Annotated in this window: 16 protein-coding genes; 10 read left to right on the forward strand and 6 right to left on the reverse strand. The window is 59.7% G+C overall.

All coding sequences use genetic code 11. The features are described 5' to 3' along the window. The first annotated feature begins 345 nt into the window (after positions 1–345). The 5 genes from E0F99_RS23890 to E0F99_RS23910 all read left to right on the forward strand — a co-directional run bounded on the left by E0F99_RS23890 (position 346) and on the right by E0F99_RS23910 (position 6,549). Entirely contained in the window at positions 346–1,185 is an 840-nt protein-coding gene (locus E0F99_RS23890) for a helix-turn-helix transcriptional regulator (protein WP_083360448.1), read from the forward strand. Positions 1,186–1,230: 45 nt separating this feature from the next. After that, a complete protein-coding gene (locus E0F99_RS23895; protein WP_083358935.1) occupies positions 1,231–2,613 on the forward strand; it encodes an aspartate aminotransferase family protein in 1,383 nt (460 codons plus the stop codon). A gap of 119 nt (positions 2,614–2,732) precedes the next feature. Next, on the forward strand, positions 2,733–4,112 hold the full coding sequence (locus E0F99_RS23900; protein ID WP_083358934.1) for an APC family permease: 1,380 nt from the start codon (positions 2,733–2,735) through the stop codon (positions 4,110–4,112). 38 nt (positions 4,113–4,150) lie between these two features. Next, on the forward strand, positions 4,151–5,641 hold the full coding sequence (locus E0F99_RS23905) for an aldehyde dehydrogenase (RefSeq protein WP_083358933.1): 1,491 nt from the start codon (positions 4,151–4,153) through the stop codon (positions 5,639–5,641). A gap of 425 nt (positions 5,642–6,066) precedes the next feature. After that, complete coding sequence (locus tag E0F99_RS23910) at positions 6,067–6,549, forward strand: GNAT family N-acetyltransferase (protein ID WP_083358932.1); 483 nt, start codon at positions 6,067–6,069, stop codon at positions 6,547–6,549. Between the two features lie 255 nt (positions 6,550–6,804). On the opposite strand, the gene E0F99_RS23915 is transcribed toward E0F99_RS23910, so the two are convergent. The 5 genes from E0F99_RS23915 to E0F99_RS23935 form a co-directional block, all read right to left on the reverse strand. Continuing rightward, positions 6,805–8,058, reverse strand: coding sequence for a hypothetical protein (locus E0F99_RS23915; protein WP_083358930.1), 1,254 nt, complete (start codon positions 8,056–8,058; stop codon positions 6,805–6,807). A gap of 177 nt (positions 8,059–8,235) precedes the next feature. Then, a complete protein-coding gene (locus tag E0F99_RS23920) occupies positions 8,236–9,150 on the reverse strand; it encodes a LysR family transcriptional regulator (RefSeq protein ID WP_083358929.1) in 915 nt (304 codons plus the stop codon). An 89-nt stretch (positions 9,151–9,239) separates the two neighbouring features. Further along, positions 9,240–10,865 (reverse strand): argininosuccinate lyase, encoded by a 1,626-nt coding sequence (locus E0F99_RS23925; RefSeq protein WP_083358928.1) that lies wholly within the window; start codon positions 10,863–10,865, stop codon positions 9,240–9,242. Between the two features lie 207 nt (positions 10,866–11,072). After that, entirely contained in the window at positions 11,073–11,549 is a 477-nt protein-coding gene (locus tag E0F99_RS23930; protein WP_083358927.1) for a copper chaperone PCu(A)C, read from the reverse strand. Continuing rightward, the gene (locus E0F99_RS23935) at positions 11,549–12,157 is read right to left on the reverse strand and encodes an SCO family protein (RefSeq protein WP_083358926.1); all 609 of its coding nucleotides are present in this window, start codon (positions 12,155–12,157) and stop codon (positions 11,549–11,551) included. Before E0F99_RS23935 ends, E0F99_RS23930 begins: the two co-directional genes overlap by 1 nt. Positions 12,158–12,337: 180 nt before the next feature. Here E0F99_RS23935 and E0F99_RS23940 point away from each other — a divergent pair, with 180 nt between their 5' ends. Continuing rightward, positions 12,338–12,721, forward strand: a complete 384-nt coding sequence (locus E0F99_RS23940) for a DUF2946 domain-containing protein (protein ID WP_083358925.1) — start codon at positions 12,338–12,340, stop codon at positions 12,719–12,721. 62 nt (positions 12,722–12,783) lie between these two features. Then, positions 12,784–13,329, forward strand: coding sequence for a putative natural product biosynthesis protein (locus tag E0F99_RS23945; protein ID WP_083358924.1), 546 nt, complete (start codon positions 12,784–12,786; stop codon positions 13,327–13,329). Here the strand turns inward: E0F99_RS23945 and E0F99_RS23950 are convergent. Continuing rightward, positions 13,304–14,218 (reverse strand): aromatic alcohol reductase, encoded by a 915-nt coding sequence (locus E0F99_RS23950; protein WP_083358923.1) that lies wholly within the window; start codon positions 14,216–14,218, stop codon positions 13,304–13,306. The genes E0F99_RS23945 and E0F99_RS23950 overlap by 26 nt on opposite strands. A 91-nt stretch (positions 14,219–14,309) precedes the next feature. Between E0F99_RS23950 and E0F99_RS23955 the strand changes: the two genes are divergently transcribed. From E0F99_RS23955 to E0F99_RS23965, 3 genes are all read left to right on the forward strand, one after another. Beyond that, positions 14,310–14,720: a winged helix-turn-helix transcriptional regulator gene (locus E0F99_RS23955; RefSeq protein ID WP_083358922.1), complete on the forward strand. Its 411-nt coding sequence runs from the start codon at positions 14,310–14,312 to the stop codon at positions 14,718–14,720. A 56-nt stretch (positions 14,721–14,776) separates the two neighbouring features. Further along, positions 14,777–15,958 carry a lysozyme inhibitor LprI family protein gene (locus E0F99_RS23960; RefSeq protein WP_083358921.1) on the forward strand — a complete coding sequence of 394 codons (1,182 nt, stop codon included), beginning with the start codon at positions 14,777–14,779 and terminating at the stop codon, positions 15,956–15,958. A gap of 109 nt (positions 15,959–16,067) precedes the next feature. Next, positions 16,068–16,274 carry a hypothetical protein gene (locus E0F99_RS23965; RefSeq protein WP_130908957.1) on the forward strand — a complete coding sequence of 69 codons (207 nt, stop codon included), beginning with the start codon at positions 16,068–16,070 and terminating at the stop codon, positions 16,272–16,274. Positions 16,275–16,303 lie beyond the last annotated feature (29 nt).

The following is a 16,303-nucleotide window of genomic DNA, read 5'->3' on the forward strand; positions in this document are numbered from 1 at the left end:
CCCACCGCGCGTCAGGTAGCCTCGGGCAAACAGGTGCGGTGCCCGAGCCGGGTCCGGCACGCCTTTCTTGCGCAGGGTCGCGCTCATGGCCACGCCAGCTTGACCGGCCCCCACCACCAGCGTGTCTATTGTTGTTATTGCTTGAGTCATGTGTCTGTCCTTGCGTAATGCAGTTGGATTCAGCTTGGGCATGGCTTCAAGGCTAGGGGGAGGGCGGTTTTTAATAAAATATTATTAAGCTTTGAACAGAGCATAAATATCGAATGCAGGCTCACCCTATCGGGTGATTTCGAGGAGGGGGCGGGTGTGTGACCATCCTTGCAGTTCTTAACGCGAGTCTTTGAAGTGGAAAACGACCGGCTTTCTTCTGCGCAATGGTTCGAACAGATGGCCCGGGTGACCGAGAGTATCGGGCAGTCGGGGTTCGCCGCGACCTTGTTTGAGGCCCTTGGGGTGCTGCAGCCGATCCAGGCCACGACGCTGTATTTCTACCCGCGTGGCGGCATGCCCAGCGCGTTGTTCGAGTTGGAGGGGCCGTGGTTGCCACAAGGCAATGTGCGCCAGTACCTGTCGGGGTTCTATTTGCTCGACCCGTTTTACGGCGCCTGCGTGGAGGGCGTCAGTTCCGGGTGTTACGGCCTTGCCGACGTCGCCCCTGACCACTTCGAACTCACCGAGTACTTCCAGTCGTTTTATCGGCACTCGCACTTGGAAGATGAACTCAACTACATCCTGCAATCGAGCAACGGTTCGAGCCTGGCAGTGTCGCTGGCCTTTACGCAAAAGCTCGACGCCGCCGCCACCGCGCACTTCAAGCGCATCACCCCGTGGGTGCTGGCGGTGCTGGGCAAGCATTTTGTCGGCCTGGATGCCCAGGGCGCACGCTTTGAAAACCTGCTGGAGCAGCGCATTCACTCGGCGCTGAACAACTTCGGTTCGTCGATATTGACCGAGCGCGAATGCCGCATCGCCCAGTTGATCCTGCGCGGGCATTCCACGCGCTCATTGGCCGAGCGCCTCGGCGTGTCGGAGGACACCATCAAGTCCCACCGCAAACACATCTACACCAAGCTGGATATCGGCGCGCAATCGGAACTGTTCGCCTTGTTCATCGACTCGCTGGCCGAAGCCCAGGGCGTGCTGAGCAAAGACCCGCTTGAGCGCTACATGAGCAAGAACCGCTAGGCGGTGTTGCTCCTCCTTGCGTCATTACTATAAGAGAGAAAAACCATGAACTTACCCGCCCAACTGAATCGCCGCACCGAGGATTATCAGCGCGCTGATGCGGCCCACCACATCCATGGGTTTGTCGATCAAAAGGCGCTGAATGCCGAAGGCCCGCGTGTGATGGTGCGCGGTGAGGGCCTGTACCTGTGGGACAGCGAAGGCAAGCGCTACCTGGACGGCATGTCCGGCCTGTGGTGCACCCAACTGGGCTATGGGCGCCGGGATTTGACCGCCGCTGCCGCCGCGCAGATGGATCAGTTGGCTTACTACAACATGTTCTTTCACACCACCCACCCGGCGGTGATCGAGCTGTCGCAACTGCTGTTCAGCCTGTTGCCGGGGCACTACAGCCACGTGATCTACACCAACTCCGGCTCCGAGGCCAACGAGGTGTTGATCCGTACCGTGCGCCGCTATTGGCAAGTGGTCGGCCAGCCGCAGAAAAAGATCATGATCGGCCGCTGGAACGGCTATCACGGCTCGACCTTGGCGGCGTCTGCGCTGGGCGGCATGAAGTTCATGCACGAGATGGGCGGGATGATTCCCGACGTCGCGCACATTGATGAACCTTACTGGTATGCCCATGGCGGCGAGCTGACGCCGGCCGAGTTTGGCCGCCGCTGTGCCCTGCAGTTGGAAGAAAAAATCCTCGAGCTGGGTGCCGAGAATGTTGCGGGCTTTATCGCCGAGCCGTTCCAGGGCGCGGGCGGGATGATTTTCCCACCTGAAAGCTACTGGCCGGAAATTCAGCGCATTTGCCGCCAATACGACGTGCTGCTGTGCGCCGACGAGGTGATTGGTGGCTTTGGCCGTACCGGCGAATGGTTCGCCCATCAACACTTCGGCTTTGAGCCGGACACCTTGTCGATCGCCAAGGGCCTGACCTCCGGTTACCTGCCGATGGGCGGCCTGGTGTTGAGCAAGCGTATCGCCGAGGCGCTGGTGGAGCAGGGCGGTGTGTTCGCCCACGGGCTGACCTATTCCGGGCACCCGGTGGCGGCGGCCGTGGCGCTGGCCAACCTCAAGGCCCTGCGCGATGAAGGCATCGTGCGCCAGGTCAAGAACGACACCGGGCCGTACTTGCAGAGCCTGCTGCATGAAGTGTTCGGCAACCACCCGATGGTCGGCCAGATCCAGGGCGCAGGCCTGCTCGGGGCCTTGCAGTTCGTTGAAGACAAGGCCACGCGCAAACGCTTCGACAATGAAAACGACCTGGCCTGGCAGTGCCGCACCTTTGGCTTTGAGGAGGGCGTGATCATCCGCTCCACGCTCGGGCGCATGATCATGGCGCCGGCACTGGTGGCTACGCGCGCGGAGCTGGACGAGCTGGTTGAAAAGACCCGCATCGCGGTTGATCGCACCGCACGGATCGCGGGAAAGCTGTGAAGTGACCTGCTCACTCCCACGCACGGGGTGGTGAGCACCCTCCATCAGACATCGCTTGAACGGCAGTCGATGCCAACGACTGCCGCGACGGCCTGCATCCCGATTTCCAGGAGTCACCCATGAATACAATAACAAGCGTGGCCGAAACTCCCTCCCATCACCGCGCGCCCAAAGCCGCTTCGACCCGCAGGTTTCGCCAGCCGCTGGGCCTGGTCGGGCTGGTGCTGTTTGGTCTTGCGTACATGGTGCCGCTGGCGGTGTTTACCACCTATGGGCTGGTAACCCAAATGACCAAGGGCCACTTGCCCACCGCCTATATGCTGACCCTCGCCGCCATGCTGCTGACGGCCTACAGCTATGGGCGCATGGTGCAGGCGCATCCCTTTTCCGGCTCGGTGTATTCCTATACCCGCAAGGCGTTTGGCGCGTATTTCGGCTTTATCGCCGGCTGGACCTTGCTGCTCGACTACATCTTCTTGCCGCTGCTCAGTTATTTGCTGATCGGCATCTACCTGTCCGAATACTTCCCCGGCGTGCCCACTTCCGTGTGGGTGCTCGGCTCGATTGCGCTGGTCACGGCGCTGAACCTGGTGGGCATTGAGTCCATCACCCGGGTCAACTGGATACTCATCGTCGCCCAGTTGGTGTTCATCGTGGTGTTCGTGGCGTTGTCGGTGCACACCCTAAGCGGGCAGCCCGCACCGGTTTCGCTGTTGGCGCCGTTCCACCATGAAGGCTTCAGCCCGCCGTTGATCATGGCGGGCGCGGCGGTGCTGTGCCTGTCCTTTCTGGGCTTCGATGCGGTGTCGACCATGGCCGAGGAAACCCCCAACCCGCGCCGCACCATCCCGCTGGCGATCATGGTGGTGTCGCTGTTTGGCGGCTTGCTGTTTTTGCTGGTGTCGTATTTCGCGCAACTGGTGTTCCCGGAATGGAACAGCTTTGTCGACCCGGATTCGGCGTCGGTGGACGTGATGCGCCGCGTGGGTGGTGAACTGCTGGTGACGGCTTTTACCGCCACCTATGTGGCGGGCTGTTTCGCCTCGGCGATGGTCTCTCAGGCGAGTGTGTCGCGGGTGTTGTTCGCCATGGGGCGCGACGGCGCGCTGCCTCGGGTGCTGGGCAAACTGGTGACGAAAAAACGCGTGCCGGCCACGGCGATTGTGCTGGTCAGCCTGTTCTCGTTGATTGCCTTGTTCATCACCCTGGACACCGTGGCCAACATGATCAGCTTCGGTGCGTTGTTCGCGTTTTCGGCGGTGAACCTGGCGGTGATCAAGCATTACCTGATCGACCAGAAGTTACGCGGCACGCGCAATTATCTGCTTTACGCCGCGCTGCCAGGCCTGGGTTTCCTCAGCACCGTGTGGCTGTGGACCAGCCTGTCCAGCATGTCTTTCACGATCGGCCTGTGCTGGATGGGGGCTGGCCTCCTTTGTTTGCTAGGCATTACCCGCGGTTTTAGCGTGAAGATGCCGGAACTGCAGATCGCTGAATAAACCCCGCGCTATCCATCGATATTTATTGGGAGTACACCGTGTTCGACCTTAATTACTGGCAACAGCGTGTTGCCCGCCAGACCTTCATCGACACTGCCTTGATCGGTGGCCAACCCGTCAACGCGGCGGGCGGCGCGACGTTCGACGCCATCAACCCGGCCAACAATCAGCTGCTGGCGCGTGTTGCCGCCTGTGGCGAGGCCGAGGTGGACCTGGCTGTGCGCAGCGCGCGCCAGGCCTTCGACACCGGCCCTTGGCGGCGCATGCCGCCGCTGGAACGCAAGAAAATCCTGATCAAGCTCGCCGAGTTGCTGATGACCCACCGCGAAGAGCTGGCGCTGCTTGATTCGCTGAACATGGGCAAGCCGGTGATGGATGCCTACACCATTGACGTGCCCGGCGCCGCGCATGTGTTTGCGTGGTACGGCGAAGCCCTCGACAAAATCTACGATCAGATCGCGCCCACGGCGCGCAATGCACTGGCGACCATCACGCGTGAAGCGTTGGGCGTGATTGCGGCGGTGGTGCCGTGGAACTTCCCACTCGATATGGCTGCCTGGAAGCTTGCATCGGCGTTGGCGGCCGGTAATAGCGTGGTGTTGAAACCCGCCGAGCAGTCGCCTTTTTCAGCCTTGCGTCTGGCCCAGCTCGCCCTTGAAGCCGGTATCCCGGAAGGTGTGCTGAACGTGGTACCTGGCCTCGGTGAACATGCCGGCAAGGCGTTGGGGCTGCACCCGCACGTGGATGGCCTGGTGTTCACCGGCTCCACCCAGGTCGGCAAATACTTCATGCAGTATGCAGCTCAATCCAACTTGAAGCAGGTCTGGCTGGAGTGTGGTGGCAAGAGCCCGAACCTGGTGTTCGACGACTGCCAGGACCTGGACCTTGCGGCAGAGAAGGCCGCCTTCGGGATTTTTTTCAACCAGGGCGAGGTGTGCTCGGCCAACTCGCGGCTGTATGTGCAGCGCTCCATCCATGACGAGTTCGTTGAGCGCCTGATTGCCAAGTCGCGTGCCTGGATGCCGGGTGATCCGCTGAACCCCGCCAGCGCTGCCGGTGCAATTGTCGACCGTGAGCAGACCGCACGCATCATGCACGCCATCAGTCAGGCCCAGGGCGAGGGCGCCAGGCTGTTGTGCGGGGGCGAACAGGTGATGATCAATGGCTCATCAAACTTCATTCAGCCGACCATTTTTGGCGACGTGACCTGCGACATGCAGCTCTCGCGTGATGAAGTGTTCGGCCCGGTGCTCGCCGTCAGCGCCTTTGACACGGAAGAGGAGGCCATACAGCTGGCCAATGACAGCGTCTATGGCTTGGCGGCATCGGTATGGACTGATGACCTCAACCGCGCCCATCGCGTCGCGCGAGCCTTGAATGCCGGGACTGTGTCGGTCAACACCGTCGACGCCCTGGATGTTGCGGTGCCGTTCGGCGGTGGCAAGCAGTCCGGCTTCGGGCGTGATTTGTCGCTGCATTCATTCGACAAGTACACCCAGCTGAAAACCACCTGGTTTGAGCTGCGCTGACTCAAACTATCGTGCGGTGGTGCATTCATGGGGGCACGACCACTCAGCCCTGCCAGGAAAAGCGCCTAGAACTCCCCGCAATACCTGACCGCCGCCGCCCGCGGCAGTACCTTCAAGCTGCGCAGCGGCGACGACACATGAATGTGCACGTGAGGTGATCTTCGCTGGGTTTCATATTGCTGCAGCTGGCAGCGCCAATGATCAAGGCGCCCAACAGGGTTAGGCGGGACACGGAGGATTGCAGGTTCATGGTGTTTCTTCCTTGGGGTTGTTATGGTTTTTCCAGCGCGCACCGCGCCCACGCGCGATAAATGCACGGTGCCGGGGGAGCGTTGGAAGTGCCGGGGAATATAGCGCCGCTGGGCAAAGGGGTCGATTAGCACACGTGTGCTAATGGCACGATGAGGTCATGGACGGAGAGAGCAATGCTAGAGATCAAACGCGCCACCGAAGCGGACGCCCAGGCGGCGTTCGACATTCGCCTGTTGGCCATCCGCAGCCAATGCATCGGCGCCTACACCCGCGAACAAATGCTGCTGTGGACCCGTGGCCGCGCCGAAGACGGTTACAGCGTGCTGATGGACAAGCCCTTTTACCTGGGGTGGGTGAACGGTGAGCCCGTGGTCACCGGGATGCTCGACCCTGACAACAACGAAGTGGGCGCGTTGTTCGTGCTGCCTGAGTTTGCCGGGCGTGGGTATGGCAAGGCGATGCTTGATCACTTGGAAGCGGTGGCGCGGGAACGGGCGATTGAAGAGGTTGTGCTGGATGCGACGCTGAACGCGGCGAGCTTCTACAGAGCGTGCGGCTATGTGGGCGATGAGCAGGCGGTGTATCACTCGCCGTCTGGGCTGGTGCTGGCGTGTATTCCGATGGCCAAGCGACTAGTTGCTATGGAGGCGACCTAGCCAATCCTGATGCCCTCAGGGGATTGCAGCCAGGCTTGAAAGGCCGTGCGTAGCCGCTCGATAACCCGGCCAACCGAATCGCCCTGAAGCCCGGCGGTGTCGGGTTTTTGCCCACCTGGCGCCACACAAACAGTGTCAGCAGGGCCCCATCGGTCAGCGTCTGCGCCAGGTGATGGTTGAGCCGCCAGTGTTCGGCTTGCGAGGTCGATCTGCATAAGTACGCGTCCATGGGCGGACCATAAATGCAAGATGGATTTATTCCATGTTGTTTAGGTCGTGATTATTAATGAATTGTCCGAATGGGCAACTACTATCCCTGGCTGCTCTAAGAATTGAGTTGCTAGTGCACTCATCATCCATGAGGTCGGGTGTAGAGTTTTCACAATAACGACACAGTGGGCAGGTCTTTTCCTTGGTTTTAAGAAATTCATTGAATTTATAGGACGCGTAGAATTGAATAAATTGCTCGCTTTTGTATTTTTTTGGCAGCAGTGATATGTGTTCCTCGTGAGCGTTAAAGATAAGTGGGATTCCCAGCGTTGAAATCAGTAAGTCTATTTCTGCAAGAAAATTTGGTTTATCTTTTTCGTACAGCTCCGCAAAGAATAGTCGACCTTTGAGGTGAGTGGAAACATAGTGTATTACGTCATTTATCCAAGTGTTTATATCGCTAAATATATTGGATGGATACTTGTCTTCAAGATATTCCTTCATGGTGGATAGTCTGCGCGTTACTTTGGTTTCAATGGTCTCTCTAAAACCACCACGTGCGCCCCATAGAAATCTTTTTAAGGTGTGGTTCAATTGGGTGAAGTCGTAAAGGCATTCTTCTATACCCTCGACGCCAAGTGAACCGCTTCTAATGGTCTCTACTGTTTTAAATAAGTGATGCACTGGGTTGTCATTTTGCAAACAGAATTCAATTAGCGCTATTTTACAGGTTGTCGGCATTTCTCCCAGTTGAAGATTGTTAAAGACGAGCTCCATCGTTCTGTAAGGTATGTCTGGCTGTTCCGTCGGCCAGTGTTTTGATTCGATTTTGTGAGCGATATACTCAAGCATGTCGCGTGCCCCTACTTGGTAGGTGCCTTCAGGAATGATATTTGCGGTATATTTAAAAACTCGAGCATCAATCTCCTTTATGAGATAAATTTCGCTTTCATAGTCTGTAATATGAGAGACGTTGTCTATGAAGTTTGTCTGTCCCCATGTATGTTCAAATTGTTGGTCAAGGCACAAGGTTTCGTGGCTCCAGTCTTTGAACGGTCTGACAATTACTCCTTGTTTCGCCTTTTCGGTAACGGATAAAAATCGATTAACTTCGCTGATATTGTAGCGAATACAGTATGATAGAAAAATGTCTTGTATGAAATGAATGTACTCATGAATAAAGGTTTGAGTATGCGTATCAAGCCCTTCATCCAGTTTTTCGGTGGTATCGATAATCATGAAAAAATAGGAAGGCTCATAGGCGCCCTCTAGCGCGCTCTCAGATGTTTTTAATCTCATTGCTATCTCGTGGAGTAATGAATTTTTGGACGGTATCAAAGTGCCATCGTCGGGTCTATTCTTTATTTCCCAAGGATCGCATCAGTAGCACCGATCACCGAGAAGGTTTTGGTGGATATTGCGTTTCATAGGATTCAAGAGACTCGGCTCTGCCTAAGGTAGACTGGTTAACCCCAATCATCCCTTGCGATACACCACCCCCAACTCGCGTGCCAACTCAATAAAGTTTTGCAACGGCGCCGACGGGTTAAACGTGCGCCGCACCAGCGTAATCGGCGCCAGCAGCGTCGGCTTGGCGTCCTTGATTCGGCAATACACCACGCTCTCGCGGTGCACATCACGCATCGAGGCCGGTACCACCGAGATGCCTTCGCCGGCCGCCACCAGGCTGACGTTGGTTAGCATGCGTTCCACTTCAAACGCGATTTTCGGCTCGAACCCCGCGTTCTGGCAGGCTTTGATCAGGTTGGCGTACATGCCCGGCGCGCCGGGGCGGCGGACCAGGATGAAGCGTTCATGCTTGAGCGCAGTCAGCGGGATGGCACTGTCAGCGTCGCTCAACAGCGCATGGCCGATGGGCAGGACGAGCAGCATTTCTTCGTTAAGCAGGCGGTGGAAGGTCAGGCTCTGATGGGTGCTGACCGGTGCGCGCAGGATGCCGATGTCGATGCGTTGTTCAATGGCGGCTTCGGTCAATTCGCGGGCGCTGCCTTCGTTGATCGCCAGTTCGACAGCAGGGTAGCGCTCGCGATAAGCGCGGATGATGCGCGGGATCAGCGCATGGGCGGCGGCGGAACTGGTGAAGCCGATCGCCAGGGTGCCCTCAATGCCTTGGGCGACGCGAGAGGCCTTGAGCGCGCCGTGCTCGACGCGCGCCAGGATGATTCGCGCCTCTTCAAGAAATACCAGGCCACCGGCGGTCAGGTCCACGCCCTTGGGGTGGCGCTTGAACAGGTCGAAACCCAGCTCTTGCTCCAGAGCACGGATCTGCTGACTGAGGGGCGGTTGTTGCATGTTCAGGCGCGCAGCGGCCCGGGTGAAGTGTCGTTCTTCGGCCACCCTGATGAAATAGCGTAAATGGCGAAGTTCCATGGTGGTCTTTCCCGAAACAGGACGTAAGGTTGGCGGCCGGATACGGGCCGGCAGTCAATATGCCGAAAGCCCGCGACCACCACAATCCGTCAGCGCTTGCTATCGGCCAGCTTATCGAAGGCCGTGTCGAGATGGCCTTCAGCCGTCTTGAGCCGCTCACGCCGCTCTTTGAGCCACTGCTGATCGCCCTCCAACGTCTTGCGCGCCTGCACCAGCATGCGCTTGACCTCTTGCGGCTGCGGGCCGCCGGTGCCTTTGCGGGTCTGCACCATGGTGGTTGGCGACAACGCCGCGCGAAAACCTGCTTCATCCAGCGGCAGGCTGTTGGGCGTCCATTGGTACTTGTCCGCCGCCTGGCGATACAGCTTTTGCGCGTCGGCATACGGGAAGGTTTTCGGCGTGGTGCCGTTGCTGCGTGCTTCGGTGACGATCAGCGAGGCAAAGCTGTGCCCGATGCGGAACGGGACGTTGTATTGGCGTTCCAGGGTGTCGGCCAGCTCCATCGAGGTGGTCCATTCCGATTCGAGTTCTTCCAGCGCCCGCTGCGGGTTGATCTGCAACGCGTCGAGCACCGCGTCCAGGCTGTGGAACATCGTTTGTGTGGCGCGCAACACGCCCAGTGAGTCGAAGGCGAACTTGTAGTCGGTCATGCCGGTGGTGACGTTGTGCGCACGCAAGGTCACAGCCTGCGCCAGGCCGACCACGTCCGAGGCGCTTTCACGCGCCCGCATCAGCAAGCCTGGGTTGCGTTTTTGCGGCATGGCGCTGCTGGTGTAGGTGGCGGCTTCATCGAGTAACAACCACGGGCGGACTTGGTGGTACTGGGTGTGGATATCGCCGATCATCGCGCCCACGCGAATCGCCGAGGATGACGCTAGGTTGGCCGCCTCGATCGGTATGTCGTAAGTCGAGACTTGGCTTGAGTCCAACGAGTTCTCGCGCACGCCGTCAAAGCCCAGCAGTTCGGCCAGGCGCTCGCGGTTCAACGGGTAAGCCGAGTTCGCCAGGACGGCGGTGCCCATCGGGCTCTTGTTCAAGCGCGTGTAGAGCTCGCGGATGCGCTGGCCGTCGCGCTCGAACGCGGCTTCAAACGCCAGCAGGTAATGCGCGTAGCTGATGGGCATGGCCTGCACGCCGTTGGTGTAAGCGGGCACTAGCGTGTCGACGTTCTTGTCGGCAATGTTCAGCAGGCGCAGGCGCGTAGCATTCAGCGCCTCGCTGTAAGCCAGTACTTGGCTGCGCAGGACGGCCAGGCGGTACGTGGCGAGCATGTCCTGGCGGCTGCGGCCGGAGTGGATCAACGAGGCTTCGGGACCGATTTTGTCGGTCATGATTTTTTCCAATTGCAGCACGTCGCTGGGGCGCGTACCGCCGGGCTGGTCGGCCTGGGCGATGGCGTAACGCACGCCACCGGCGATCTTCTGGCCCATGTCCGGCTTGACGATGCCTTCTTCGGTGAGCATCACGATTGAGGCTTTGTTGATGCGGTTCAGCCAGGCGAACTGGGTTTGGGTCGGGTCGCCCTTGGTTTTGTGCTCGGTTTGAGAGCTGTCGGGCGTGGCGCCGACTTTGGCCGCCTGGGCTGCACATTGTTCGGTGGTGGTGCAGGGCAGTTCGCCGGTGTTGGCAGCATAGGCGCCGACGCTGTTGAACAGGGCGAAGGTCACCGCCAGGTGAAGCAGGCTTTTCAGCGCACGTTGGGGGGATGTGTTCACAGAGATACCTGATTTATTTTTGGAATTATGGGCCGTCGTACGCTGTGAGGTGCGCGCGGCAGAATCAGGCTAGCGGGTGTGCGGACAGATTGAAAATATATAGAAAGTGTTGAAAGCAGAGGTTTTGAGTATGAAGTTTATGTGGCGAGCGGGCTTATTGTGGCAAGCCCGCTCGTCACAATAAGCCTACCCGCCAAAAAAGGCAGGTCAGTGCATCTTGCTGTGGTCCATGCCACCCATGTCGTTCAGGGCGCGGGCCGATGCTTTCACTTCGATCGACTGTTTCTCGCCCTTGGCGTTTTCCACCGTCAGCGTCAGCGGCACCTGGTCGCCTTCCTTGATCTGCCCGGTCAGGCCCATCAGCATTACGTGGTAACCCTGCGGGTCGAGCTTGACCGCTTTACCGGCGGGCAGGGCCACCGAATTCACCGGGCCCATGCGCATCACGTCGTCTTTCATGCTCATCTCATGAATCTGCACATCCTTGGCCACCGGCGACGCCACACTGAGCAGTGTGCTGTCGCTGTCGGCGGTGACGGTCATGAAGGCGCCGCTGGACGTTTGGCCCGCGACGGTGGCGCGTACCCACGCGTCGTTCACGTGCACTTGGGCACTGGCGTGGGCGGCGAGGCCCAACAGGGACAGGCCGATGAGGGTGCGCTTGAGGTGTTGAACGGCAGTCATTAGCAGACCTCCATGACGGTGAGCAGGTCTTCTGCGCACTCTTTAGCGGTAAGGGATGCCGACAGGCCCAGGCGCAGGTTGCCACGGGTGTCGAAGACGAAACTGGTCGAGGTGTGCGACAGGGTGTAGGTATCACCGGCGGGGATCTTTTCATAAAAGATCCCGAACTCCTTGGCGGCCACGGCGATTTCTTCCGGGGTGCCATACAGGGCCTCGAAGCTGGGGTCGAAGGCCTTGACGTAGCGGTCTAGCAGTTCAGGTGTGTCGCGCTCGGGGTCGAGGGTGATGAACACCACTTGCATGATCTTGCCATCGCGGCCCATCAACTTCTTGGCCTGGGCGGCGCGGGCCAGGGTGGTCGGGCACACGGCTGGGCACTGGGTGAAGCCGAAGAACACCACCGGCATCAGGCCGCGAAACGAGCTCAAGGTGACGGTTTCGCCATCAGTGTTCTTGAGCTTGAAGGTGCGGCCCATGATCTTGTCACTGAGGTCCTTGCCGTACTTGAAGTTCAGCTTGGGGCTGTAGTCACAGCCGCCCAGCAGGCTGCCCAGACCCAACAGGCCCATACCGGTCAGCACTTTGCGGCGGGTGAATAACGTACTCATCAACTGTGCATCCTGTGAAACGCCTGCATTGCGCTGGATCTACATATCAGGCTTTGAAAAGGAGTAATGATGCGGGCGCACAGTCTACCAACCCCGGCCAGCCCACGTAATCTGCGACGTTCTGCCACAGGGGCGCGCGATGCTTCATCCCGTTGGGGCTTCGGTGGTAGAGTCGCCGCCATGAAATTGAGCCATCCTGACCGTTCGCTGATCGCCTGGGCCCTGTACTTTTGCGTGCTGATGAACGTGTTCGTCTGCGGTTTGGGCCATGGGCAGATGATGGGCCAACAGCTCAACGGCATCGGTGGCGCCTTCTGTTCGGTGGACGGTAGCCAGGCGCCACTTTCCGACAAAGGGTTGGGTAACCCGTCTTCCAGCAACATCTCGAACTACTTTGCCTGCCCGGTCTGCGCCGCCGTGACCGTGGCCCTCGTGTTCTTCATCGGGCTGGCCTGGCTATTGGGGCTCGGGCAAACCCCACGACCGGCTCATGAGCAACGCAACAAAGCCCCACCGCGCTACTCCTGGCCCTCGGCCAACCCCCGCGCTTCCCCTGCATTCTGACGTGTGCCTTGGGCTTCCTGTGATCAGGAGGCGTTCTGTCATCACGACTGTGAGTGCGTTTTATGAACCCTCAATTGCCTGCAGGCGCCAGCCGCCTGGTCTGCAAGGCGTCCCGTCGCCTGCGCGCGGAACCGACGCTGTCTGAATACCCGAGCAATTCGCGCTGCTTCGTGCACCTGGATGCGCGTTTATTGCCGTATTGGCATACCTTGTTCGACATTTGCCCGACGCTGCTCAAGCTGGACCCGCCGGAGGGGCTGAACCTGTTTCGCAGCTTCATGACCTGGGCTTATCGCAACCAGCCGCCGCTGGATTGGACCTACCACCTGAACGTCTGCCGCTGGCTGTTGGGCTCGGCGTATCGGTCGCAGATCGATGATGAGCCGATCGAAGCCTTTATGGCAGCGGCGGCGGCCTGTTGGATCAATACCGACGACAGCCAGGCCCAGGGTGTGGTCCTGGCCTGGCGAAGTTCGAGGATTTTCGACTGGAAAGGCGCCGCCGTTGCCGGCGCCGAACGCCAAGTATTGCCGGCGAGTGCAGCCGACTTTGCCTGGAGCCCGTTGACTCGACAGGGTGGCTTCAGCGGCTGGTTGCCGGTGCCGTGAGACGCTGGCGAATCCATTGCTCGACGCTGGTCACGGCGATGTGCTGCTGAGCGTTGAAGGTCACGGCGCGGTCCCAGGCCACGCCGTTGCCTTGGGCGAATACCGCGCGGTACTTGCGCAGGTTGTCGTCGGGGTTTTGCGCCAGGTCCGCGAGCAGTGTCGGTACTGACCAGCGCTGGCGGTTGAGCGTGACCCCGAGCACCGCATCGACGATATCGGCCAGTTGCCCATAGGTCAGGGTGTCGCCAGCGGTGTACACCACTTGGTTGCTGAGCGTCGGTTCGGCCAGCACGATCAGCGCGGTCAACCGACCGATATCGGCGGGCGTGGTCACGGTGACGGCGGTGTCCCAGTCGCCCAGGGCATGCACGCTGTTTTGCGCCAAGTCGACCACGCCGAACGACGGCTCGAACAGAAAACTGGTGAACATGCCCGTGGAAATAATCAGCCACTGCGTGCCTTGTTGCCCACGCAACAGGTCGCGTACATCCAGTTGCTCATCGAACGTATCTTGCGGGCTGCCACGGCCGATCACGTCGTAATCCACGCCGAACTGCCACGGCACATAACGTTGCACGCCACCTTCGATGGCGGCCCGCGCGAGCTTGGTTTGAGTGCCGGGGCCCGCCGCGAAACCGGTGCAGCAGATGACCGTGGTGAAAGGCGAAAACAGCGCGGCCAGGGTGCTTTGGCTGTCGTGTTGTAGATCACCGACCAACAGTTCGACCCCCAGCGCACGCAGTGTCTGCGCCGCTGGCGATTGCACGCTGGCGGGGCGCAGCAGCACGGCGATGCGTGGGGTGTTTGGCGCAGCCAGGGCCGCCAGTTCGCGTAGCACAGCCATGCCCAGTTCGCCGGCACCGAGCACCAGAATGGAAGAGGCGGTCATAGGGTTCTCCGTCGGTATTGAAAGTCGTGGCATGCTTGCAGAATTAATCGCCGCGCATAAGAAGGCACACCCGTGATACCAGGAGACCCGCATGGATAACGATGAGATCATCCGCCGCTCACAAGCGGCCTGCGACGCCTTGAGTGCTGACGATGATGGCCTCAAACGCGAGGTGCTCACGCATGCGGGCAACCGCTGGTCATTGGGCATCGTGCATGTGCTAGGTGTGTCCGGGCGGCTGCGCCACGCCGAGATCGGGCGGCGCCTGCACGGCGTCACCCAGCGCATGCTGACGCGTACCTTGCGCCAGCTGGAACGCGACGGCCTGGTGGTGCGCCATGACTTTCAGGAGGTGCCGCCCAAGGTCGAATACGCGCTGTCGGCACTTGGCACACAGCTGCTGGTGCACATGATTCCACTGTGGACTTGGGTGGTGGAAAACGGCGAGGAGTTTCGCCAGGCGCGGGAGCGGTTTGACGTGAGCCGAGACGAGGTTTTGTGATCGCCGCGTTGGGACGGCACAATGGCCGCCTCGAAAGGACCTGCGGCACAAATGTGATGGATTACTCGGTTCAATCTCCCCGCTCGCCGATGTGGCTGGCCGTTGCGCTGCTGTGTGCAGGGACGCCGGCGTGGGCTGCCTCGTTTGACTGTAAAAAGGCCTCGACGCCCGTCGAGCTTAGCCTGTGCGCCAACCCTGAATTGAGCCGACTCGACACCACGCTCGGCGAGCACTACCGGCGCGCGCTGGGAAAGCTCCAGGGGCCCCCACGCGCAACCTTGCGCAGCGATCAGCGAGCCTGGCTGAAAACGCGGGACGCCTGCGGCAGTAACACCGCGTGCTTGCAGCCATTATTGAGCCTGCGACTGATCGAAGTCGGCAAGCTCACGCAGCCGGACACCGCCGAACTGGATGCAATCATCGCCAGTATTCCCGAGCATCCGGCAGAGGCCGCGCAGGGTTTGCGGCGTTTTCCTCGGAATGAACTGGCGGCGGCCTGGTTGGTGTACCTGCAACATTTTGAACCGCAAAGCGGCGTAACCGTGCAGCAAGCGCAAGAGAAACGCCAGCAGGTGCTCGAGGCACTCAAGACCGACAGCTACCCGTGGGAGGTTTTCCAGGACCTGAGCAACGACCCTATCACCAGCCCTGAGCGCATCACCCTGACACTGCTGCGCATGATGGTCGAGCGTGCACAGTACGCAGTATTCGCCGACCAGCGCGCGTCTGTGCACTGCTTTGTCTTCAGTCGACACGGCGCAGACGCCTATGAAACCTTCGGCCCTTTGTACGGTTCTACCCGCGACAGCTTCGCGCCGTTGTGCGCGCCACAAGGTGAGCTATTTAAACAACCGGCGTGGCAGCAATTGGACGCCAGCGTCGACCCCGCCATCGCAAAGGCCAGTGGCAACAGCGGCACGATCCGGTTTTGGAGTTACGCCGATTGGCGTCGTTTGGCGTTGCGTGCGACGGTATCACCGCGCGACTTTCTCAAACCGGTGGCGGGCGCAGAAGATCCTGAGCCAGCCATACGCAGTTGGGACGATGAAAAGCGCTGGTCGAACGAACAACGCACACTGGCCTTGGCCGCCGTAGAACCGGCGCGGCAAGTGACGGCGGCGTGGTTGCAGCGTGAGCGCGGTTTTTCGGCTGATGAGGGGCAGGTGGCAGCACGCGAAATCGTCCGCCAGTGGCTGGAAAAGCGCCTGGCTTTTATCGGCGAGTCAAGCGGCGAGTAGGTGGCACGCGAGGGGCTGGCTGCTGCTGGGCGTGAGCGCTTAGGTGAAAATCGGATGGAACCCTCGGGCCATCTGCTTGACCTAATGCATAGACCTCAGGAGGTGAGCTATGCAATTGGAAACTATCTGGATCATTCTGGCAGTCATTCTGCTGGTCTTGGAATTGTGGGCGATCAACGTTGTATTGCGCAGCACCGGTGGCTGGGAGACCAAGGGGTTGTGGTTGATCATTCTGATTTTCGTGCCGCTGTTCGGGCTGATTGCCTGGGCCATGTTTGGGCCAAAACGGGAGATGGCTGCGCAGCGCAAAAGCTGAACCTAAGCCTGTCGATCATCAGGCGCCAC

It is taken from the genome of Pseudomonas antarctica, assembly GCF_900624995.1.
In the GTDB taxonomy this organism is placed as follows: Bacteria; Pseudomonadota; Gammaproteobacteria; order Pseudomonadales; family Pseudomonadaceae; genus Aquipseudomonas; species Aquipseudomonas antarctica.